This window comes from Mycolicibacterium phocaicum (assembly GCF_010731115.1).
Taxonomy (GTDB): domain Bacteria; phylum Actinomycetota; class Actinomycetes; order Mycobacteriales; family Mycobacteriaceae; genus Mycobacterium; species Mycobacterium phocaicum.
Genome location: NZ_AP022616.1, coordinates 1,149,405 through 1,170,592, shown reverse-complemented (window position 1 = coordinate 1,170,592; position 21,188 = coordinate 1,149,405). Strand labels below are relative to the sequence as shown.

The window sequence follows — 21,188 nt, the reverse complement described above, 5'->3', positions numbered from 1 at the left end:
TAACCGATTTGGTCCGGCCACTAGACTTGGCGGGTACCAAATTCTTGAGGGAGATTGCAGTGGATACCGCAGCGGATAACAGCGGTCAGACGGGCACCGCCCGGGTCAAGCGCGGCATGGCCGAGATGCTGAAGGGCGGCGTCATCATGGACGTCGTAACACCCGAGCAGGCGCGCATCGCCGAAGGCTCAGGCGCCGTCGCCGTCATGGCGCTCGAGCGCGTTCCCGCCGATATCCGCGCGCAGGGCGGCGTCTCGCGGATGAGCGACCCGGACATGATCGAGGGCATCATCGACGCCGTCACCATCCCGGTGATGGCCAAGGCCCGTATCGGCCACTTCGTCGAGGCGCAGATTCTGCAGAGCCTCGGGGTGGACTACATCGACGAGTCCGAGGTGTTGACCCCGGCCGACTACACCCACCACATCGACAAGTGGAAGTTCACCGTGCCGTTCGTGTGCGGCGCGACCAACCTGGGTGAGGCCCTGCGCCGGATCAACGAGGGCGCGGCGATGATCCGCTCCAAGGGTGAGGCCGGCACCGGGGATGTCTCCAACGCCACCACCCACATGCGCAAGATCGGCGGCGAGATCCGTCGGCTGACGTCGCTGTCGGAGGACGAACTGTACGTTGCCGCAAAGGAATTGCAGGCGCCGTACGAGCTGGTGGTCGAGGTCGCGCGGGCCGGCAAGCTGCCCGTGACGCTGTTCACCGCCGGTGGCATCGCCACCCCGGCCGACGCCGCGATGATGATGCAGCTGGGCGCCGAGGGTGTGTTCGTCGGCTCGGGCATCTTCAAGTCCGGTGACCCGGCGGCCCGCGCCGCGGCCATCGTCAAGGCCACGACGTTCTACGACGACCCCGACACGCTGGCCAAGGTGTCGCGCGGTCTGGGTGAGGCCATGGTCGGCATCAACGTGGAGGATGTGCCGGAGCCTCATCGGCTCGCCGAGCGGGGCTGGTAACACCAACCCGTGGCAATCGAGCAGATACTCGATCTCGAGCAACTCGAGGTCAACATCTACCGCGGCAGTGTTTTCAGCCCGGAATCGGGCTTCCTGCAGCGCACTTTCGGTGGCCACGTAGCCGGTCAGTCGTTGGTGTCGGCGGTGCGCACCGTGGAGCCGAAGTACCAGGTGCACTCGCTGCACGGGTACTTCCTGCGTCCCGGTGACGCCCGCGCACCGACGGTGTACATGGTGGAGCGCATCCGCGACGGTGGGTCGTTCTGCACCCGCCGGGTGAGCGCCATCCAACACGGCGAGACCATCTTCTCGATGTCGGCGTCGTTCCAGACCGACCAGACGGGCATCGAGCACCAGGACGCGATGCCGGTGCCGCCGCCGCCCGACCTGTCGAAGGGCTTCCGGTCCGCCGGGGCGTTCGACGACGCCGGCTTCGCCCAGTTCGCCGAGTGGGACGTGCGCATCGTGCCGCGCGACCAGGTGGCCCGGGTGCCCGGCAAGGCGTCGCAGCAGCAGGTGTGGTTCCGGCACCGCGACCCGCTGCCCGACGACCACGTCCTGCACATCTGCGCCCTGGCCTACATGAGCGACCTGACCCTGTTGGGCTCGGCGCAGGTGAATCACCTTGAGGTACGCAAACATATGAACATCGCCTCGCTGGACCACGCGATGTGGTTCATGCGGCCGTTCCGGGCCGACGAATGGTTGTTGTACGACCAGTCGTCGCCGTCGGCAACCGGGGGCCGCGCGCTGACGCAGGGCAAGATCTTCAACCAGTACGGCGAGATGGTGGCCGCTGTGATGCAGGAGGGGCTGACCCGCTACAACCGCGGCTTCGTCCCGCCGGCGGAGTGAGCCCGCACGTCGGTGTCCTCGCGTTGCAGGGGGACACCCGAGAGCATCTGGCTGCCCTGCGCGAGGCAGGCGCCGAGGTGTCGACGGTCCGGCGCCTCACGGAGCTGAATGCCGTTGACGCCCTGGTGATCCCGGGCGGTGAATCTACCGCGATGAGCCATCTGCTGCGCGAGCTCGAGCTACTGGAGCCGCTGCGCGACCGCCTGGCCGCGGGCATGCCGTGCTACGGATCGTGCGCCGGCATGATCCTGCTCGCCACCGAGATCAACGACGCGGGCGTGCCGGGCCGGGAGGCCCTGCCGCTACGCGGGATCGATATGACGGTGCGGCGCAACGCTTTCGGTCGTCAGGTCGACTCGTTCGAAGACGACCTCGATTTCGTCGGCCTCGACGATCCCGTGCACGCGGTGTTCATCCGGGCGCCCTGGGTCGAGCGCGTCGGGCCCGACGTCGAGGTGCTGGCCAGCGCGGCCGGACATCCTGTCGCCGTCCGTCAGGGCCGCATGCTCGCCACGTCGTTCCACCCCGAGGTCACCGGTGACCGGCGCGTCCACAAACTCTTCGTGGACTCTCTCGGCCAGTAGAGTGCGGTCGCGTGAGACCTATGAGGTCTTTCGCCAGCGTCCCAGGTAGCCGTATCCGGAGAACGGGTCGGAACCGGCGGTCAGTCGTCCGGCATAGTTCTGGTCGTATATCTTGCCGTTGTACCACGTGGCGATGTGCCCTTGCGGCAGATACGCAAACCGCGAATCCTGTTGCCACACAAGGATATCACCGTCGTTGAAGTCCCGGTCGTTGCTCCAGGTGAACCCGCGCGCCTGGAGTTCATTACCGCCTCGGCCGCCGCTGCGATAGTCGATCGCGTTGCCCCACGAGCCTGCGGCGATGCCGTAGACATCGCTCAGATACCGCTTGATCAGTGTGACGCACTGGCCGTCGCCGATCTGCTGTCCGGTGGTGTTTGCGACGAAGGTGGAAATCCCGCCGGTGGGTTGGGCGGCCGCGGGTGCCGGTTGGCGGTTGTCGCCGCAGATGCCCGTCACGTCGTTGAGCGTGCCGGTTTCGATATCCACGTCGGCCACGAAGTGTCCGTCGGACGTCTGGTACCAGAGGTTGTCCCAGCCGCCGGGGATGTTGAAACTGAAGAAGCCCTTGACGTTCTGCCCGCGCTTGGAGCAGACGAGAGTCACCTTGTCGCCCACGTTGTACCAACCTTCCTGGTGCGAGCCGAGATTGGCGTCGCTCATCCGCTGCGTCCGAGCCTTCACGGTGGCGACCGGGTCGGCGTGTGCCATGCCTGTCGGCGCCAGTACGGGCCAGATCAGTCCCGCAGCCACCGTCACTCCGGCTATTTCGACAACTCGACGAAGCATGGGACGGCTCACTCACTCTCGGTGCTCGCGCACAGTTAACTGGATTGCACAGTAATAGCATGTAGTCCAGCTGCTTGTGGTGCAGATTGGTTTGCCATTCGGCACAAAAGCGGTGAAATTCATACGTTCGGTCGACGCCGCCGAGAGAGTGACGGCAACCACCGCAGCTAACTATGCCAACCAGACCCTCAGGCGCTCGTAGATCCGTTCGTCGTTGAGCAGCGTGAAGTGGTGCGCCTCCGGCAGGTGCAGGCGATTGTCGCGCTCGAAACCCATGTCGCGCTTGCGGCTTCGGCCCTGCGCGCTGCGCACCTGCACCAGCCCGTCGCCCAGCACCCAGCCGATCGGGTTGGCCGGGGTACGGGCGATGGTCGCGGTGACGCAGTAGTACGAGACCCCGCCGAGCAGCGGCACGTCGATCGGCGGCGCCGCGCGCAAGGCATCCGGTTCGCGGTCACGCCAGTCACGTTCGTCGAGCGAGCCGAACCGCAGATCGCGGATTCCGGTGCTGCGCCGTCGCAGCAGGCTGCCGAACGGGCGGGTCTCGGGCAGTGCGCTGAGCGCAGCCGATCCGTAGTGCACGACCTTCTCCAGCGGGGCGCCGGTGTGCGGGGTGCCCAGCGAGACGACGGCGCGCACCCGGTCCAGCCACGCACCGCCGGGCACCGCGCAGGCCGATCGGATCACCAGTCCGCCCATCGAATGGCCGACCAGCGAGATCGACGTGACCGGCACCGGCCAGGCGGATACCAATCGGTCCAGCAGTTCGGAGAGCAGCACGCCGTTGTCGGAGATGTGCAGGCCGGTGTTGTAGCGGATCTCGACGCCGGTGATGCCGATGTCGGCGCCGAGTCGCTGGCCGTACGTCGGCCGTTTCCCGAGCGCCCAGAAGGCCTCGGTCTCGATCAGGCCGTGGACGAACACCACGACGTCACCCGTCGCGGCCGGGTAGGCGGCGCGCAGGCTGTCGGTGTCGAGGTCCACCGGCCGGCTGTCGACGCGCACCGACATCGTGGTCGCCAGTACCGAACCCTGCTCGTGGAGCTTGTCGCCGATCAATCCCTGCAGCACCGCGAGCACGCGCGCGCCGCCGGCCTGGTCTGACAGCTTGCCGGCGGTCTGGTCGTGTACCGCCTTGCCGGCGATGGGCGCGGCCGTCGCCGCGACATGACTGATGGTGGAGCAGACGCCGTCGGTGATGGCGTCGTAGACGACCTTCACGGGTTTGGCCGCCGGGCCGACTCCGAACCCCACCAGCCGGAACACCCGCTCGGAGATGGCGCGCTGCACCTTGTGGATGCCGTCTACGGCGGTGCCCAGCTCGTTGAGGCCGAGCTCGGTGAGGGCGGCGGCTTCGCTGGCGAGGGGTTCGTCCATGACTTGAGTGTACGACTGTTCACTGGATTGCCTCCTGTGAATCCGCTGACTGTGAGCAGTTTCATCGCACCGTCACGTCATAGCGGCGGCTCGCCGACTTCACAGCTCGGCCATAGCTGGAGCTGCCTTAATGGTCGGGTGACTACGACATCCGCCGCCGTCCTGGACGCCCCGACGGCCGAGCCGGAGACCACGGCGCCCACCAAGACCCGCGAGCGCGCGGCACTTGCCGCGCTGCTGGTCGTCACGGCCGCCGGCTACCTGTGGAACATCACCGTCAACGGCATGGGCAACCAGTTCTACGCCGCCGCGGTGTGGGCCGGCTCGCGCAACTGGGAGGCGCTGCTGTTCGGGTCCATCGACCCGAACAACGTCATCACTGTCGACAAACCGCCGCTGTCGCAGTGGGTGATGGCGCTGTCCGGGCAGATTTTCGGCTTCAGCAGCGCGAGCATGTTGATCCCCGAGGCATTGATGGCCGTCGGCGCGGTCTGGCTGCTCTACGCCGCGGTACGACGGATCAGTGGTCCGGCCGCCGGCCTGCTCGCCGGCGCCGTGCTCGCGCTGACTCCGGTGTCGGCCATGATGTTCCGCTTCAACAATCCCGACGCGGCCATGGTGCTGCTGATGACGCTGGCGGCGTACTTCACGGTCCGGGCCCTGAAGGAAAAGGGCGCCAAGTGGATGGCCCTGGCCGGCGTCGCACTGGGTTTCGCGTTCCTGGCCAAGATGCTCGAGGGCCTGATGGTGATGCCGGCCCTCGGCCTGACGTACCTCGTCGCCGCGCCCGTCGTGCTGCGCACCCGGCTGTGGCACCTGCTCGGCGCGTTTGTCGCGATGCTGATCTCCGCCGGCTGGTTCGTGGTGCTCACGATCCTGTGGCCGGCGTCGTCGCGGCCGTACATGGCGGGTTCGACCGACAACAGCTTCATGAATCTGGTGTTGGGCTACAACGGCTTTGGCCGGGTGCTCGGCAAGAACCACATGGGCCGGACCGACCCCGACAAGCCCTCCACGGTGCACACCCTCACCGGTGAACACGCCGGCCACGCCGCCGGCGAGGCGATCAAGACGGCCGGACACCACGGCTTCGGCATGGGCGATCAGACGCAGGGCCTGCCCCGGCTGTTCACCGGCGAGTTCGGTTACGAGATCGGCTGGCTGGTGCCGGCCGCGCTCCTGGCCACGGTGCTCGTGCTGATCTCCCGCGGACGGGCACCCCGCACCGACCGGGTCCGCGCCGGCGCCATCCTGTTCGGTGGCTGGCTGGTCAGTGTCGGGCTGGTGCTGAGCTTCATGAAGACCAACGTCCACCCGTACTACTGCCTCGCGCTGGCGCCGGCGATGGCCGCGATGTTCGCGATCTTCGTCATCGAGTTCTGGCGCCGCCGGGACACGCGATTCCACCGGATCGGTTTGGCCGCCGTGCTCTTGGCCAGTGGCGCTTGGGGTTTCGTGATCCTCGGCCGCAACGCCGACTGGCTGCCCGCGCTCCGCTGGGTGATCCTGGCCGCCGCCGTCGTCGGGGCTGCCGGCCTCATCTGGTCGCGCCGTCTCGACCGCAAGCGCGTGGCGGCGCTGGCCCTGGGCCTGGCGATGTTCGGCGCGGTCGGGGGATCGGTGGCCTACTCGCTCGCGACCTTCGGGCAGCCGCACCTCGGCGGCGGACCGTCGGTCGGCCCGGCCGACAAGGACGACAAGGGACACGGCGGCTTCGGTCAGCGTGACGAGAACCCCCAGTTGAACGCGCTGCTCAAGGCCACGACCACCAAGTGGTCCGCCGCGATCGACCGGTCATCGCCGGCCGCCGGTCTGGAACTCGACACCCGCACGCCCGTCATCGCGATCGGTGGCTTCGGTGGCAGTGACCCGGCACCGACGCTGCAGCAGTTCCAGTCCTACGTGGCGGGCCACGAGGTGGCGTACTACATCGTCTCCGATAACAAGGGGCACTGGGGCGCCGACGCGCACAGCGACATCGCCGACTGGGTGGGTGCCAACTTCACGCCCATGAAGGTCGGTTCCGACACCGTCTACAACCTGATGCAGCCGGTCAAGAAGTAGGCTTTGCCCGGCTCAGTCTCTCGGAGCCGCAGCCCGGTGATATGAGCTAATAGGCCGTCGGCGGCAGAAACGGAACCGTCTCGACGTCCATGTCGTCCGTTCGGCCGATGGAATGCCTGATTCGTGCTGTGCTGTAATCCAGCGGATTCCTCTCGGTCGAAGGAGTGGCGATGCCGAATTCTGATGCTGGACAAAATGAGGCGAACAGCATTGCCGGTCCATATGGCGACTTCCGTAGGCCGACTCCGCCGCACTACGGATCGGCCGCTTCGCGACCGCCGTATCCCGCCGGGCCGGCGCAGTTCGGCGTGCCGCCCGGGCCTCCGCAAACTGATCATCGAGCCGGTTTCTATCAACCGCAAATCGCTCCGGGGGTAGCCGGACCTGCGCCCGGAGCGGGTCTGGTAATTAAGCCGTGGCACTTGCTATGGATGGCGGCGGCGGTCTTTCTCTTGTTGGCGCTGTTCGTCTCGTCGGGTCTTAACTGGGTCCTGCTGGCGGTGGCGTGCGGCCTCAGCGGGGTGTACCTGCGTCAGCGACACACGGCCTCGACGGTTGCAGCCGGGCCGGCGCAGACGGCGCCGACCCCGTTGATCCCTTTGCGCGCCATGGCGATTCCCGAAATCTTCAGCGGTACCGCGAAGATCATGGTCCGATACTGGCCCGCATTGCTGGGTATCCCGGTGGCGATCCTGGCCGGTTTCGTGCTGTTCGTTTACGCGTCGGGCGCGACGATCAGCACCATCGTGGTGAAGGCGACCATGTCGGTCGGCGCGGGTGGCCTCGCCAACCTGGACAATCTGATGACCGGGATGCTGGTGATCTGGCTCGTCTACTTCGTCGTAGTCGCGGTGATCGCCCTGCCGACAGACGCGCTGCTGATCTCGCTGACGGTCATCGCTACCGACCGGGCTGTGCGCGGCCTGCCGATCCAGTCGCGTGACGTGCTCCGTCATGCTCGGCATCGCATGTTTGCGGTCTGCCGACTCACGCTCGTGTTCTACGCGATTCTGTTTCTCCCTCAGCTCGTGTTCTACCTCGTTCTGACGAGTAGCCCGAAGGTGATGATCGCCCTCGCCGGACCGGGCGGATTGGTATTGGCGTTCCTGGTGATGTTCCCGATCTACTTTGGCCTTGGTCTGCTCCTCAGCCTGGCGCCCATCGCCGTCGTGGTCGAAGGTCGTGGCGTCGGAGCGGCGCTCCAACGATCCGTGCAACTGCTCAAACCCGCGTTCGGGCGCATTCTCGGCATCCATCTGCTGTGGAGCGTGTGCATGGTGGCCGTTTTGTGGGGCTACTTCACGCTGTTGGGCGAACAGATCCTGACGGATCTGTTCGAGAGTCCACTGCTGGCGGGGGTTGACCTGCTGCTCTTCGCGGGCGTGCTCGGTGTGATGATCGGGTTCTTCCGAGTCCTGCAGGCGCTGATCTACATCGACGTTCGGATCCGGCAGGAGGGCTATGACCGCGAACTGATCGCCGACTGGAATCGGGCTGCGGCCGCCGGCGTGACAACCGAACCGATCACGACCGGCAAGACGCTGTTGGTGGCGACTATCGGCGTCGCGGTGATTGCAGCGCTGTCCATCGTCGTATCGGCGTTAAGTGGTCCGTCGGACGACGACGTCATCCAGGCCCTCAAGCGTTCCGAGTCGGCGAGCATATTCAAGAACGGTCGGCCGCTGTTCCACGTCACCGATATCGACGGAGCCGGGTCAGGGTGGTATGTCGCGAAAATCAGGCGTGACGATATCCAACTCGAGACCGGCACGGTGATCTTGCAGAAGGGTGCCGACGGCAAGCTGACGGTGGTCATGGGGCCGGGAACTGCTTTCCCCTGTAAATCGCTGGTCAAGTCGGTGGCGAAACGGGTGGTTTGCTTCGACGGCAACTGATCGCGCGCGTGAAAGCGGTGCTGCCGTCCCGTCTGCGCAGACCGCGTGACCGGCCCACGTAAACTGGTCAGCTGACGTTTGATCAGAAAGAGGGCGTACACGCATGAGCGGCCATTCCAAGTGGGCGACAACCAAGCACAAGAAGGCCGTCATCGACGCCAAGCGCGGCAAGATGTTCGCCAAGCTGATCAAGAACATCGAGGTCGCGGCCCGCGTCGGCGGCGGCGACCCAGGCGGTAACCCGACCCTCTACGACGCCATCCAGAAGGCCAAGAAGAGCTCGGTCCCCAACGACAACATCGAGCGCGCCCGCAAGCGTGGCGGCGGTGAAGAAGCCGGTGGCGCCGACTGGCAGACCATCATGTACGAGGGCTACGGCCCCAACGGTGTCGCGGTGCTCATCGAGTGTCTGACCGACAACCGCAACCGGGCCGCGGGCGAGGTTCGCGTCGCGATGACCCGCAACGGCGGCAACATGGCCGACCCGGGTTCGGTGGCCTACCTGTTCTCGCGCAAGGGCATCATCACCCTGGAGAAGAACGGCCAGACCGAAGACGACGTGCTGATGGCCGTCCTGGATGCCGGTGCCGAAGAGGTCAACGACCTCGGTGACTCGTTCGAGGTCATCTGCGAGCCCACCGACCTGGTCGCGGTTCGCACGGCGCTGCAGGACGCCGGCATCGACTACGACTCAGCCGAGTCCGGCTTCCAGTCGTCGGTGTCCGTCGAGGTCGACCTCGAAGGCGCCCGCAAGGTGTTCAAGCTCGTCGACGCGCTGGAGGACAGCGACGATGTGCAGAACGTCTACACCAACGTCGAGATCCCGGACGACGTCGCCGCGCAGCTCGACGAGGAGTAGCCGCTCCGGCGGTAGCCTGCCGAGCATGTCCGAGCCGCCTCCGTTCAGCCCGACCGTCGCGCTGTTGACCGTCAGCCGGGTGTGGGATGCCGCGTTCGCCGACGCCCTCAAACCCCTCGGGCTGACGACGCGCAAGTACGGGCTGCTGGGCCACATCCGGGGTAGCGCCGGAATCTCGTTCAGTGAACTCGCCCGGCGGTCACGTATCACCGTGCAGAGCGCGCATACTGCCGTGGCGGCATTCGTCGAGGCAGGCCTGGTCGAGGACGCGACGGCGCATGCCGGGGCGGCGTCCACCTTGCGCGTGACGGCTGCCGGAGAGTCGCTGCTGAACCGCGCCGCCGACGTGGTGGCGGAGCTGGACGCCGAATTCGCGGCGCAACATCCAGAACTGACCGAGGCGCTACGCGCGTACATGAGGCGGGTCACCTCCGTTTCGCAATAACCTTCAGTTAGGCTGAAGGTTATGCAAGCTGTTCTGTTGTCGGTCCATGTGCTGGCGGGAATCCTGTTCGTGGGCCCGGTTGCCGTGGCTGCCAGTCTGTTTCCCCGATATGCACCGGTGGCCCGGGCGGTCGAGGGTGCTGATCGGAGCGTCGGCGTCGCGCGTGTGCTGCACCGCATCACGCGCGTCTATGGCGTGCTGGCGCTCGCGGTGCCGGTCGTCGGCCTCGCGCTCGCGGGGGTGCAAGGGCGCTCGACCGAGGTGTGGATCATCGTGTCGATGGTGCTCACCGCCGCCGCGGGCGGGCTGCTCGTGCTGCAGATCGCGCCCCGACAGCAACGGGCGCTCGCGGAGCCCGACGACGGCCGGCAATTGCGTGCCCTCGGCATGGTGACCGGCATCTTCAACCTGCTGTGGGTGATCGTTGTCGTCTTGATGGTGGCTCACCCGGGATCGCGGTACCTGTGAGCAGGCGTGTCGGGTCGGTGTCGCGCGGCGGAAATCACCGGTGCACTGCAAGATGTCACGATGGCTGCTGCGGTGCGGGACCCGGACGGGACGGAGTGGCGAGTGCGCCGGCGCTGGTGGCCGTACTCCGACGCGCTCGACGGCGACGATTTCTTCCTGCTGGACTGGTTCGCCGTCGCCCTGGTGCTGCCATTCCTGCTGGCGTGGCCGTTCTGGCTGCTGGCCAAGCTGTTCGGCGTCCGTTGGTCGATCATCGTGGAACGCGAGGGCGCCGAGACGCACCGTGAACTGGTCCGCTGGTGGGGCGCGTCGGAAGCGCGCATCGCCGAGCTGGCCCAGGAGATTCAGCAGGGCGCGCGGTCCGGGTACTTCCAGATCTGAGCGTGTCCCTGGCGCAACCTGTCGCCCCCGCCCGCTAAGCTATCGAACAGCTGTTCGGGACTAGTGAGGAGTGGGCGTGCGGGTGATGGGCGTCGACCCTGGTCTGACGCGCTGTGGTCTCTCGATGATCGAGGGGGGCACAGGGCGCAAGGTCACCGCGCTCGATGTCGACGTGGTGCGCACCCCGTCCGACGTCGAGTTGCAGCGGCGGCTCCTGACCGTCAGTGACACCGTCGAGCACTGGATGGACACCCATCGTCCCGACGTCATCGCCATCGAGCGGGTGTTCGCCAACCAGAACGCCAACACCGCCATGGGCACCGCCCAGGCCGGCGGTGTCATCGCGCTGGCCGCCGCACGCCGGGGGATCGACGTCCATTTCCACACGCCCAGTGAGGTCAAGGCCGCGGTCACCGGAAACGGTCGTGCGGACAAGGCCCAGGTGACCACCATGGTCACCAAAATTCTTGGGCTGCAACAGAAACCGACTCCGGCCGACGCTGCCGACGCGCTCGCGCTGGCCATCTGCCACTGCTGGCGGGCGCCCATGATCGCCCGGATGGCCGCGGCGGAGGCCAAAGCGGCGGAGTTCAAGAAGCAGTACGCAGCGAAGGTGAAGGCGGCACGCGCATGATCGCATCGGTCCGTGGCGAGGTCATCGACATCGCGCTCGATCACGCGGTGATCGAGGCCGCCGGTGTCGGCTACAAGATCATGGCCACCCCGGCGACACTGTCCACGCTGCGCCGCGGCACCGAGTCGCGGCTCATCACCGCGATGATCGTGCGCGAGGACTCCCAGACGCTGTACGGTTTCGCCGACTCCGACGCCCGGGATCTGTTCAACGTCCTGCTCGGCGTCTCCGGCGTCGGGCCCAAGATCGCGCTGGCGACCCTCGCGGTCTACGACGCTCCGACGTTGCGACAGGCGCTGGCCGACGGCGACGTCACCGCGCTGACCCGGGTTCCGGGCATCGGAAAGCGCGGCGCCGAGCGCATGGTGCTGGAACTGCGCGACAAGATCGGTGCGACGGCGGGTGCCGGCGCCGGCGTCGCCGGTGGCCACTCCATCCGTGGGCCCGTCGTGGAAGCCCTTGTCGGCCTCGGCTTTCCGGCCAAGCAGGCCGAAGAGGCCACCGACAAGGTGCTCGCCAACGATCCCGAGGCCAACACCGCCACCGCGCTGCGGGCGGCCCTGTCGATGCTGGGTAAGAAGTGAGCCGGTTCGAGGACGAGGGCGCCGAACCCGACGAGCGCGACGTCTCGCCCGCGCTGACCGTCGGTGAGGGCGATGTCGACGCCAGCTTGCGGCCCAAGTCGCTGCGCGAGTTCATCGGCCAGCCCCGGGTGCGTGAACAGCTGCAACTGGTGCTCGAAGGCGCCAAGAATCGCGGCGGCACGCCGGACCACATCCTGCTGTCCGGGCCGCCCGGCCTCGGCAAGACCTCGCTGGCCATGATCATCGCCGCCGAGCTGAGTTCGTCGCTGCGCGTCACCTCCGGACCCGCGCTGGAACGCGCCGGCGACCTGGCCGCCATGCTCAGCAACCTCGTCGAGGGCGACGTGCTGTTCATCGACGAGATTCACCGCATCGCCCGACCCGCCGAGGAGATGCTGTACCTCGCCATGGAGGACTTCCGGGTCGACGTGGTGGTCGGCAAGGGGCCCGGGGCGACGTCGATTCCGCTGGAGGTCGCCCCGTTCACCCTGGTCGGTGCGACGACCCGGTCGGGAGCGCTGACCGGCCCGCTGCGTGACCGGTTCGGCTTCACCGCGCACATGGACTTCTACGAGCCACCTGAACTGGAGCGGGTGCTCGCCCGGTCGGCCGGCATCCTCGGCATCGAACTCGGTGCCGAAGCCGGCGCCGAGGTGGCCCGGCGGTCCCGCGGCACGCCGCGTATCGCGAACCGGTTGCTGCGCCGCGTCCGGGACTACGCCGAGGTTCGTGCCGACGGCGTCATCACCCGGGACGTGGCCAAGGCTGCGCTGGCGGTCTATGACGTCGACGAGCTCGGCCTAGACCGGCTCGACAGGGCCGTATTGACCGCGCTCACAAAGAGTTTCGGGGGCGGTCCGGTCGGCGTCTCGACGCTGGCGGTCGCAGTCGGGGAGGAGGCCACCACCGTCGAGGAGGTGTGCGAGCCGTTCCTGGTGCGGGCCGGCATGATCGCCCGGACGCCGCGGGGGCGCGTGGCGACGCCGCAGGCGTGGACGCACCTGGGCCTGCAACCACCGATAAACGGACTTGGGCAGGCCGGCCTGTTTGAATAAGGCCCATGCTGACCGCAGGATTGATCGTTGCCGGCCTCGCCGCGCTGCTGCACGTGTACATCTTCGTGATGGAGTCGCTCACCTGGACCTCGCCGCGGACCAGGGCCACCTTCGGGCTCACCGAGCAACAGGCGGCGGACACCAAGGAGCTGGCCTTCAATCAGGGGTTCTACAACCTGTTCCTGGCCATCGTCACGGGCGTCGGCATCGCGGCACTCGTCTCGGGGTGCAAGGCGGTCGGGCTGGCGCTGATCTTCGCCGGCATCGGGTCGATGGCCGCAGCGGCGCTGGTGCTGCTGCTGTCGTCACCGGAGAAGGCACGTGCGGCCATCACGCAGGGCATCCTCCCGGTGCTGGGCATCGCCGCGTTGCTGATCGGATCCCTGGGGTGATTCGCCGCTGCGCGACCGTCGTTGCCGCTGTCGTGCTGACTTTCACCGGGGGCGGCGTCTCCGCCGCGGACCCGGGCCCGGACCCGGTACAACTCGCCGACACGCTCGTCGCCGACGAGCAGGCCGTGCGCGATCCGGCGACGCCGGAGCCCGCATTGATCGATGCCGCGCACCGGCAGCAGGTGGCCTATCGCGAGATCGCCAGGCATCCGGAGTGGGATGCGGTCATCGCGCCGCGGATTCCGCCGGCGTTGGCCGCGGCGTACGGCCACAACGTCGACGCCGGCCGTCAGCTGTTCGGGATGACGCCCCCGCGGGACACTCTGCCGTCGTGGACCATCCAGCCGCCGGCGCCCGCCGACGAACTGCTCGGCTACTACCGCGAGGCGCAGGCGGCATCCGGGGTCGACTGGACCTACCTGGCGGCGATCAACCTCATCGAGTCGCGGTTCGGCCGGATCAACGGCGACAGCACGGCGGGGGCGCAGGGACCCATGCAGTTCCTGCCGTCGACGTTCGCCGCCTACGGCTCCGGTGACATCCGCTCGCCGCGGGATTCGATTCTCGCCGCCGGCCGCTACCTGGCGGCCAACGGTTTCGCCGCCGACCGTGATGGCGCCATCCATCACTACAACCATTCCGGCGCGTATGTCCGCGCCGTCAACGACTATGCGGCGGTGCTGGCCGCTGATCCCGCCGCGTTCGCGGGTTACTACCAGTGGCAGGTCTACTTCCGGACCACGTCGGGTGACGTGCTGCTGACCTGATCCCCGCCGGCTCGTTTGGCGACGTACATGGCGTGATCGGCAGAGGCCAGCAGCTGATCCATGACCGGCCTGCTGCCGGCCGGCGCGTGGGCGATGCCGAAACTCGCTGTCATGTGCCACGGCTTCGTGGCGATGTTCCGGCGTAGTCGTTCTGAGAATCGAAGGGCGCCGGCCTGGTTGCCGCGGATGGCGATGACGAACTCCTCGCCGCCGATCCGGGCCGCCACCGCGCCTTTGGGCAGGGCATTCATGATGACCCCGGCGACGTCCATCAGGACCCGGTCGCCGGCCGCGTGCCCGAGGGTGTCGTTGATGCGTTTGAAGTCGTCGAGGTCCAGGAGGATGACGCTGATCTCGGATTCGGCGCGCGGGCCCGTGAGCATCGGGCGGATCGCCTGCTCGAAACCCCGGCGATTCGGCAGCTGTGTCAGGGGGTCGAGGTGGGCCACGGCGGAGTCGTCGCCCAGCATCATCACCAGCACATGCACGGCGAGCGGGAGCAGCAGCGTATTGGCGACGAGCCCGACGAACACGGCGACAGCCAGTTGCGGATCACCCTGTGCCGCCAGCCGCACGCCGCAGACCGCCGCCGTCGCGATGGCGGTCACCGCGACCGAGGCCAGGTACTTCGGTGTGTGGAAGGACGCCACGTACGCGGCCAGCAGCGCGAAGACGAAGCCGCCCAGGGCCGCCGCTTTCGGATCCCGCTGCACCAGGCACACGCCGGCGATACAGAAGTCGAGCAGGATCACGATCACCGTGGACTGGCGGCGCCGCGGCCAGCGCGTCAGCCAGACGAGCGAGCACGCGATGGCGACGACGCCGGCGACGACCGGTACCGCGACCGAGAAGACGGTCGCCGGACCGGATGGACTCCAGATCGTTGCGAGGCCGACCATGCCGCCACTGAGCACGACCAGCCCGACGACGATGCGGGTGTAGGGCTGAAGGCCACGGTTCTCGATGTAGGCGGACAGCCATTCATAGTGGTCGGGCCGGTGCCACCACTGTCGAATCCGCTGCCAGGCCACCGTCCCGTACCTCCCTTACGCCCGGGAAAAGCTAGCGCACTGTTAACTGATTTGCACGGGATGGATGCTTATCCGCATGAAATTCCCATCTTACTTTTGTGAAAATAGTTGCTAGTGGCTTGTCCCGCATAGTGGGCCACCGAATCGCGCGCGGTGTGGGTGGTCGGCGTTGACGCCCTAGATGGCACACTGGTCACTACCGCGGCACGGCGTACGGCTGGTCCGGCCCGCTTGCCTGTTCACAGACTCAACAGAACGAAAGATTTTCGCTGTCATGGATTTGGTCGTCTTCCTGCCGCTGCTCCTGGTCATGGGTGCCTTCATGTTCTTCGCGTCGCGGCGGCAGCGGAAGCAGATGCAGGCCACGATCGACCTGCACAACTCGCTGAAGGTCGGCGACCGCGTGCACACCACGTCCGGTCTGCAGGCCACCATCGCCCGGATCGACGACGACAACGTGGATCTGGAGATCGCCCCCGGCGTCATCACGACCTGGATGAAGCTGGCCGTGCGCGACCGCATCGAGCCCGAGACCGAGGCCGCTGACGACCTGACTGCGGCGTCCGCCGCTGAAGGTCCGACCTCGGCTGTCGCCGAAGAAGGCACGCCGAAGACCGAAGGCTGACATTCCCGCACCAACACGTACCCTTTGCGGGGCTGACGTACCGATCTCAAGGAGACCCTAGAACCGTGGCATCGTCTTCGGCGCCGGTGCACCCATACCGCTATTTGTCGTTGTTCCTGGCGCTGTTGGTCGGCGCCTACCTTCTGGTGTTTCTCACCGGCGACAAGCAGGCCAAGCCCAAGCTGGGCATCGACCTGCAGGGCGGTACCCGGGTCACCCTGACTGCACGTACCCCTGACGGCTCGACGCCGACCCGCGAGTCGCTGATCCAGGCCCAGGAGATCATCGGCGCCCGTGTGAACGGCCTCGGTGTCTCGGGTTCTGAGGTCGTGATCGACGGTTCGAACCTGATCATCACCGTGCCCGGCCAGGACGGCAGCGAGGCCCGCAACCTGGGCCAGACCGCGCGCCTGTACATCCGGCCCGTCGTGCACGTCATCCCGGCGCAGGGCGCCCAGCCCGCCAAGCCCGCCGCACCGGCAGCGCCGGCTCCCGGTGGGATGCCCGGCGCACCCGGTGGCATGCCCGGCCTGCCTGGTATGCCCGGTATGCCGCCGCTGATCGCCCCGGCCGAGCCCGAGGCCCCGATCACCCCGCCGACGCCCGGCATGCCCGCGCACCCGGCCTCCACCGCGCCGGCGCCCGCCCCGGCCCCGCAGCCGCGGCCGTTCCCGGAGGAGCCGACCCCGGCGCCGTCGGACACCTCGGCCACGCCGGCGCCGCCGGCACCCGCCGCCCCGGGTGCACCGGAACCGGGTGCCCCCGCCGCGCCCGCACCGGGTGCGCCCGCACCGGGCGCCCCCGCGCCCGCGCCGGGACCGCAGGGACCCAAGGCCGAACTGGCCCAGCGCATCGCCGACGAGAAGGCCCTCCGGCAGAGCACGCAGCCGCAGATTCAGCTGCTGGCACTGCAGTTCCAGGCCACCCGCTGCGACCAGCAGGACGTGCTGGCCGGCAACGACGATCCGAACCTGCCGCTCGTGACCTGCTCGAAGGACCACAAAGAGGTCTACCTGCTGGACAAGTCGATCATCAGCGGTGACGAGATCAAGGACGCGTCGTCGGGCCTGAACCAGCAGCAGGGCGAGTACGTCGTCGATGTCACGTTCAAGGAGAAGGCCGCCGACGTCTGGGCCACCTTCACCGCGGCCAACATCGGCACCCAGACCGCGTTCGTTCTCGACTCGCAGGTCGTCAGCGCGCCGGCCATCCAGGAGGCGATCCCGGGCGGCCGTACGCAGATCACCGGCCACTTCAACGCCTCGACGGCAAAAGACCTGGCCAACGTCCTGAAGTACGGCTCGCTGCCGCTGTCGTTCGAGTCGTCGGAGGCCGAGACGGTGTCGGCCACGCTGGGCCTGACGTCGCTGCGGGCGGGTCTGTGGGCCGGTCTGATCGGCCTCGGGCTGGTGCTGCTGTACTCGCTGGCCTACTACCGGGTCCTGGGCATCCTGACCGCGCTGTCGCTGATCGCGTCCGGCGCCATGGTGTTCGCGATCCTGGTGCTCCTGGGCAGGTACATCAACTACACGCTCGACCTGGCCGGTATCGCGGGTCTGATCATCGGTATCGGCACGACCGCCGACTCGTTCGTGGTGTTCTTCGAACGCATCAAGGACGAGATCCGGGAGGGTCGCAGTTTCCGCTCGGCGGTGCCGCGTGGTTGGGCCCGGGCCCGCAAGACCATCGTCTCGGGTAACGCGGTCACCTTCCTGGCCGCCCTGGTGCTCTACATCCTGGCTGTCGGCCAGGTGAAGGGCTTTGCGTTCACCCTGGGTCTGACCACGATCCTCGACATCGTGGTGGTGTTCCTGGTGACGTGGCCGCTGGTCTTCCTGGCCTCCAAGTCGGCTCGGATGGCCAAGCCTGCGTACAACGGTCTCGGCGCCGTGCAGCAGATTGCGCGCGAGCGGCGAGCGGCCAGCCTGACGGGACAGGGGTAACACCGACATGTCGAAGCATTCAACTGACGACACCGATCTCGAGCTGACCGAATCGGCTGCGGCCGAAGAAGATTCGGCCACCGAGATCGAGCAGACCACCGCCGCCGAGCAGAGCGGAAGCCTGCCGCAACACGGATTCTTCGTCCGGCTCTACACCGGTACCGGCGCCTTCGAAGTCATCGGCAAGCGCCGCATGTGGTACGCGATCAGCGGCGTGATCATGCTGGTCATGATCGCCAGCATCCTGGTCCGTGGTTTCAACTTCGGTATCGATTTCGAGGGTGGAACCAAGATCGCGATGCCCGTGGCGGGCGTTTCCACCACCGCCACGCCGCAGGCTGTCGAGGACGTCTTCAACAAGGCGCTCGGCCATGCCCCGGAGTCGGTCGTGCGCGTCGGCAACGGTGACTCGGCCACCCTGCAAATCCGCACGGAGACCCTGTCGACGGCGGACACCGAGAAGGTGCGCAACGCGTTGTTCGACGCGTTCCAGCCCAAGGGTGAGGACGGCAAGGCGTCCAAGGCCGTCATCAGCGATTCGGCGGTGTCGTCGACCTGGGGCGATCAGATCACCAAGAAGGCGCTCATCGCGCTGGTGGTGTTCATCGTCATCGTCTCGATCTACATCACCATTCGCTACGAGCGCTACATGGCACTCGCGGCCCTGGCGTCGCTGGCCTTCGACCTGATCAGCACGGCGGGTGTCTACTCGCTCGTCGGGTTCGAGGTCACGCCGGCCACCGTCATCGGCCTCCTGACGATTCTCGGCTTCTCGCTCTACGACACCGTCATCGTGTTCGACAAGGTCGAGGAGAACACCCACGGCTTCGAGCACACCACCCGGCGGACGTTCGCCGAGCAGGCCAACCTGGCCGTCAACCAGACCTTCATGCGGTCCATCAACACCAGCCTCATCTCGGCGCTGCCGATCATCTCGCTGATGGTGGTCGCCGTGTGGCTGCTGGGTGTCGGCACCCTGAAGGACCTGGCGTTGGTCCAGCTGGTCGGTGTCATCGTCGGCACCTACTCGTCGATCTTCTTCGCCACGCCGCTGCTGGTGTCGATGCGCGAGCGCACCGACCTGGTGAAGAACCACACCCGCCGGGTGCTCAACCGCCGTAAGTCGTCGATCGAGCGCGGGGTCACCGGCGGCGACGAGGTGACGGTCGGTGCGGTGGACGCGCCGGAGAAGCCGGCGCCGGGGGCCAAGCCGTTGCGGCCCACCGGTAAGCCGTCGGGTAAGCGCACCCGGGGCTAGTCCTCGATGCCCGCCCGGTTCCGCCGAACCGCCTTGGCCGGTGCGGTGATGTTGGTGGCCGGTTTCGGCCTGTCCGGTTGTGACAGCTCGGCCGACGCCGTCGACTACATCGTCGACGGCGCGCTGCCCACCTACAACACCGCGTCGGTCGTCGGCGCGGCTTCGGGTGCGCCGCAAGCCTTTTCGCGCGTGCAGACGGGGTTCAACTATCGCGGGCCCGACGGGCAGGTGGTCGCCGACCGCGACTTCGGCACCGTTTCGGTGATGGGCCGGGCCCCGCTGACGCTCGACTACAAGATCAACGACAGCGCCGTCTACTCCGACGGCAAGCCGGTGACGTGTGACGACATGGTGCTGGCCTGGGCCGCGCAGTCGGGGCAGTACCCGGCGTTCGACGCGGCCAGCCGCGCCGGATACAGCGACGTCGCGGTCGTCGACTGCACCCCCGGCCAGAAACGAGCCCGGGTGACGTTCGTTCGCGACCGCGACATCACCGACTACGGACAGCTGTTCGCGGCGACCTCGATGCTGCCGGCGCACGTGCTGGATGACACGCTCGGGCTCGGCGACGGCGGCGTGACCAAGGCGCTGCAGAGCGCCGACGGGCCCACCATCGACAAGATCGCCGAAGCCTGGAACACCACCTGGGAACTGAAGCCCGACGCGGACCTCAAGAAGTTCCCCTCGGCCGGCCCCTACAAGCTCGCGTCGGTGGCCAAGGACGGCTCGATCACGTTGGCGGCCAACGACAAATGGTGGGGCGCCAAGCCGGTGATCGGCAAGATCACGGTGGCGCCGCGGGGCGCCGATATCGCGAGCCGGATCAAGTCGGGCAAGGTCGAGGTCGTCGACATCGCCGCCGGCGTGGTCGGCAAGGACGATGTGCCATCGAGCTACGTGCGCAAGGACAGCGCGTCGGATGACATCCAGCAATTGATCTTCGCGGCCCAAGGCGCGCTGGCCGATCCCGGCGCGCGCCGTGCGGTCGCGCTGTGTACGCCGCGGGACGCCATCGCCGCCGCGGTCGGGGTCCCGGTCAGTAACGCGCGGCTCAACACGGCGTCGGACGATTCCCTCGCGGTGGCCGAAAATGTGGACGCGAGTGGACAATTCGCGGCCGCCGACGTGGACGGGGCACGCGCCGCCGCGGGCGGCCAGCCCCTCACCGTGCGGATCGGCTATCGCGGGCCGGATGCCCGACTGGCGTCGGTCGTCGGCGCGATCAGCAAATCGTGCGCCGCCGCGGGCATCACCGTGCAGGAGGTCGCATCGCCGACTGTGGGTGCACAGAGCCTGCGCGCCAACGACATCGACGTGCTCCTGTCCGGTGGCGGGGGCGCGGCAGGCAGCGGCTCGAGTGGTTCGTCGGTGGTGGATGCGTACGCACTGCACGGCGGCAACGGCAACGACCTGTCCGGCTACGCCAACGAACGCGTCGACGGCGTCATCGCCGCCCTGGCCGTGACCACCGACCCCAAGGAGCAGGCGCGCCTGCTCGGGGAGGGCGCCGGCGTCCTGTGGGGCGATGTGCCGACGCTGCCGTTGTACCGCCAGCAGCGGACCCTGCTGGTGACGAATGACCTGACGCTCGTGCGCGCCAACCCCACGCGGTGGGGCGCCGGCTGGAACATGGACCGCTGGGGGAGCAAGTGACCGATCTGAACACCCTCTTCACCGAGCTGGTCCGTGAGGTGCCGGACTTCCCGGAGCCGGGCATCCAGTTCAAGGATCTGACGCCGTTGCTCGCCGACGGACGCGGGCTGGCGGCGGTGACGGCCGCGCTGGCCGAGGTGGCCGACGGTGTCGATCTGATCGCCGGTATCGACGCGCGCGGGTTCCTGCTGGGTGCTGCGGTCGCGACCCGGCTGGGCACCGGAGTGCTCGCGGTCCGTAAAGGCGGGAAGTTGCCGCCGCCGGTGCACAGCCAGTCGTACGCGCTGGAGTACGGCACTGCCACGCTGGAGATTCCGGCCGATGGGATCGATCTGACCGGCCGGCGCGTTGTCGTGATAGACGACGTCCTGGCCACCGGTGGCACGGTTGCTGCGACGGTCCGGCTGCTGCAGGCGGCAGGCGCGACGGTGACCGCGGCCGCGGTCGTGCTGGAACTCGACGGCCTCGGCGGACGCGCTGTGCTGGAACCGCTACCGGTCACCAGCCTGTACGTGGTCTGAGGAGCTATTCTCGACAAACCAGGTGTAGGAGGTGTGCGGCGTT

22 protein-coding genes are annotated in these 21,188 nt (G+C 67.6%); 19 read left to right on the top strand and 3 right to left on the bottom strand.

Annotation, left to right across the window (positions count from 1 at the left end):
* The first annotated feature begins 59 nt into the window (after nt 1-59).
* The 3 genes from pdxS to pdxT are packed head-to-tail and all read left to right on the top strand — an operon-like array spanning nt 60 to nt 2,404.
* Entirely contained in the window at nt 60-965 is a 906-nt protein-coding gene (gene pdxS / locus G6N46_RS05640; RefSeq protein ID WP_020101778.1) for a pyridoxal 5'-phosphate synthase lyase subunit PdxS, read from the top strand.
* Between the two features lie 9 nt (nt 966-974).
* Entirely contained in the window at nt 975-1,820 is an 846-nt protein-coding gene (tesB, locus tag G6N46_RS05635; protein WP_020101777.1) for an acyl-CoA thioesterase II, read from the top strand.
* A complete protein-coding gene (gene pdxT / locus G6N46_RS05630) occupies nt 1,817-2,404 on the top strand; it encodes a pyridoxal 5'-phosphate synthase glutaminase subunit PdxT (protein WP_133426756.1) in 588 nt (195 codons plus the stop codon). Before tesB ends, pdxT begins: the two co-directional genes overlap by 4 nt.
* Nucleotides 2,405-2,422: 18 nt before the next feature.
* Here the strand turns inward: pdxT and G6N46_RS05625 are convergent, their stop codons facing one another.
* Both G6N46_RS05625 and G6N46_RS05620 read right to left on the bottom strand, forming a co-directional pair.
* On the bottom strand, nt 2,423-3,157 hold the full coding sequence (locus G6N46_RS05625; protein ID WP_133426755.1) for a hypothetical protein: 735 nt from the start codon (nt 3,155-3,157) through the stop codon (nt 2,423-2,425).
* A gap of 207 nt (nt 3,158-3,364) precedes the next feature.
* Entirely contained in the window at nt 3,365-4,570 is a 1,206-nt protein-coding gene (locus G6N46_RS05620; RefSeq protein WP_133426754.1) for an esterase/lipase family protein, read from the bottom strand.
* A gap of 138 nt (nt 4,571-4,708) precedes the next feature.
* On the opposite strand from G6N46_RS05620, the gene G6N46_RS05615 reads away from it, so the two are divergent.
* The 11 genes from G6N46_RS05615 (at nt 4,709) to G6N46_RS05565 (ending at nt 14,114) form a co-directional block, all read left to right on the top strand.
* A complete protein-coding gene (locus G6N46_RS05615) occupies nt 4,709-6,634 on the top strand; it encodes an ArnT family glycosyltransferase (protein WP_133426753.1) in 1,926 nt (641 codons plus the stop codon).
* A gap of 431 nt (nt 6,635-7,065) precedes the next feature.
* Nucleotides 7,066-8,529: a hypothetical protein gene (locus tag G6N46_RS05610; RefSeq protein WP_138249053.1), complete on the top strand. Its 1,464-nt coding sequence runs from the start codon at nt 7,066-7,068 to the stop codon at nt 8,527-8,529.
* 103 nt (nt 8,530-8,632) lie between these two features.
* On the top strand, nt 8,633-9,388 hold the full coding sequence (locus G6N46_RS05605) for a YebC/PmpR family DNA-binding transcriptional regulator (RefSeq protein WP_020101773.1): 756 nt from the start codon (nt 8,633-8,635) through the stop codon (nt 9,386-9,388).
* Nucleotides 9,389-9,413: 25 nt separating this feature from the next.
* The gene (locus G6N46_RS05600; RefSeq protein ID WP_133426751.1) at nt 9,414-9,833 is read left to right on the top strand and encodes a MarR family winged helix-turn-helix transcriptional regulator; all 420 of its coding nucleotides are present in this window, start codon (nt 9,414-9,416) and stop codon (nt 9,831-9,833) included.
* A gap of 21 nt (nt 9,834-9,854) precedes the next feature.
* Nucleotides 9,855-10,301: a hypothetical protein gene (locus G6N46_RS05595; RefSeq protein WP_133426750.1), complete on the top strand. Its 447-nt coding sequence runs from the start codon at nt 9,855-9,857 to the stop codon at nt 10,299-10,301.
* Between the two features lie 60 nt (nt 10,302-10,361).
* Nucleotides 10,362-10,682, top strand: coding sequence for a hypothetical protein (locus tag G6N46_RS05590; protein WP_133426749.1), 321 nt, complete (start codon nt 10,362-10,364; stop codon nt 10,680-10,682).
* 76 nt (nt 10,683-10,758) lie between these two features.
* Nucleotides 10,759-11,316 (top strand): crossover junction endodeoxyribonuclease RuvC, encoded by a 558-nt coding sequence (gene ruvC, locus G6N46_RS05585; RefSeq protein ID WP_133426748.1) that lies wholly within the window; start codon nt 10,759-10,761, stop codon nt 11,314-11,316.
* The gene (gene ruvA / locus G6N46_RS05580; protein ID WP_133426747.1) at nt 11,313-11,900 is read left to right on the top strand and encodes a Holliday junction branch migration protein RuvA; all 588 of its coding nucleotides are present in this window, start codon (nt 11,313-11,315) and stop codon (nt 11,898-11,900) included. Before ruvC ends, ruvA begins: the two co-directional genes overlap by 4 nt.
* Nucleotides 11,897-12,955 carry a Holliday junction branch migration DNA helicase RuvB gene (ruvB, locus tag G6N46_RS05575; protein ID WP_060999866.1) on the top strand — a complete coding sequence of 353 codons (1,059 nt, stop codon included), beginning with the start codon at nt 11,897-11,899 and terminating at the stop codon, nt 12,953-12,955. The genes ruvA and ruvB overlap by 4 nt, the downstream gene beginning before the upstream one ends.
* 5 nt (nt 12,956-12,960) lie before the next feature.
* Nucleotides 12,961-13,347 carry a DUF1304 domain-containing protein gene (locus tag G6N46_RS05570; RefSeq protein WP_060999864.1) on the top strand — a complete coding sequence of 129 codons (387 nt, stop codon included), beginning with the start codon at nt 12,961-12,963 and terminating at the stop codon, nt 13,345-13,347.
* A gap of 32 nt (nt 13,348-13,379) precedes the next feature.
* Nucleotides 13,380-14,114: a lytic transglycosylase domain-containing protein gene (locus tag G6N46_RS05565; RefSeq protein ID WP_133426819.1), complete on the top strand. Its 735-nt coding sequence runs from the start codon at nt 13,380-13,382 to the stop codon at nt 14,112-14,114.
* Here G6N46_RS05565 and G6N46_RS05560 read toward each other — a convergent pair.
* On the bottom strand, nt 14,075-15,145 hold the full coding sequence (locus G6N46_RS05560; protein ID WP_133426746.1) for a GGDEF domain-containing protein: 1,071 nt from the start codon (nt 15,143-15,145) through the stop codon (nt 14,075-14,077). The genes G6N46_RS05565 and G6N46_RS05560 overlap by 40 nt on opposite strands.
* A gap of 274 nt (nt 15,146-15,419) precedes the next feature.
* On the opposite strand from G6N46_RS05560, the gene yajC reads away from it, so the two are divergent.
* The 5 genes from yajC (at nt 15,420) to G6N46_RS05535 (ending at nt 21,145) form a co-directional block, all read left to right on the top strand.
* Nucleotides 15,420-15,770, top strand: a complete 351-nt coding sequence (gene yajC / locus G6N46_RS05555; protein WP_060999861.1) for a preprotein translocase subunit YajC — start codon at nt 15,420-15,422, stop codon at nt 15,768-15,770.
* A gap of 65 nt (nt 15,771-15,835) precedes the next feature.
* The gene (gene secD, locus G6N46_RS05550) at nt 15,836-17,713 is read left to right on the top strand and encodes a protein translocase subunit SecD (RefSeq protein ID WP_133426745.1); all 1,878 of its coding nucleotides are present in this window, start codon (nt 15,836-15,838) and stop codon (nt 17,711-17,713) included.
* Between the two features lie 7 nt (nt 17,714-17,720).
* Nucleotides 17,721-18,971 (top strand): protein translocase subunit SecF, encoded by a 1,251-nt coding sequence (gene secF, locus G6N46_RS05545; RefSeq protein WP_133426744.1) that lies wholly within the window; start codon nt 17,721-17,723, stop codon nt 18,969-18,971.
* 6 nt (nt 18,972-18,977) lie between these two features.
* Complete coding sequence (locus G6N46_RS05540; protein ID WP_133426743.1) at nt 18,978-20,624, top strand: ABC transporter substrate-binding protein; 1,647 nt, start codon at nt 18,978-18,980, stop codon at nt 20,622-20,624.
* Entirely contained in the window at nt 20,621-21,145 is a 525-nt protein-coding gene (locus G6N46_RS05535) for an adenine phosphoribosyltransferase (protein ID WP_061003134.1), read from the top strand. Before G6N46_RS05540 ends, G6N46_RS05535 begins: the two co-directional genes overlap by 4 nt.
* The last annotated feature ends 43 nt before the right edge of the window (nt 21,146-21,188 follow it).

Coding starts and splice junctions, on each gene's coding strand:
- G6N46_RS05620 (WP_133426754.1), bottom strand. CDS start 4,570: ATGGACGAACCCCTCGCCAGCGAAGCCGCCGCCCTCACCGAGCTCGGC.
- G6N46_RS05610 (WP_138249053.1), top strand. CDS start 7,066: ATGGCGGCGGCGGTCTTTCTCTTGTTGGCGCTGTTCGTCTCGTCGGGT.
- G6N46_RS05605 (WP_020101773.1), top strand. CDS start 8,633: ATGAGCGGCCATTCCAAGTGGGCGACAACCAAGCACAAGAAGGCCGTC.
- G6N46_RS05600 (WP_133426751.1), top strand. CDS start 9,414: ATGTCCGAGCCGCCTCCGTTCAGCCCGACCGTCGCGCTGTTGACCGTC.
- G6N46_RS05595 (WP_133426750.1), top strand. CDS start 9,855: ATGCAAGCTGTTCTGTTGTCGGTCCATGTGCTGGCGGGAATCCTGTTC.
- G6N46_RS05590 (WP_133426749.1), top strand. CDS start 10,362: ATGGCTGCTGCGGTGCGGGACCCGGACGGGACGGAGTGGCGAGTGCGC.
- ruvA (WP_133426747.1), top strand. CDS start 11,313: ATGATCGCATCGGTCCGTGGCGAGGTCATCGACATCGCGCTCGATCAC.
- G6N46_RS05570 (WP_060999864.1), top strand. CDS start 12,961: ATGCTGACCGCAGGATTGATCGTTGCCGGCCTCGCCGCGCTGCTGCAC.
- yajC (WP_060999861.1), top strand. CDS start 15,420: ATGGATTTGGTCGTCTTCCTGCCGCTGCTCCTGGTCATGGGTGCCTTC.
- secF (WP_133426744.1), top strand. CDS start 17,721: ATGTCGAAGCATTCAACTGACGACACCGATCTCGAGCTGACCGAATCG.
- G6N46_RS05540 (WP_133426743.1), top strand. CDS start 18,978: ATGCCCGCCCGGTTCCGCCGAACCGCCTTGGCCGGTGCGGTGATGTTG.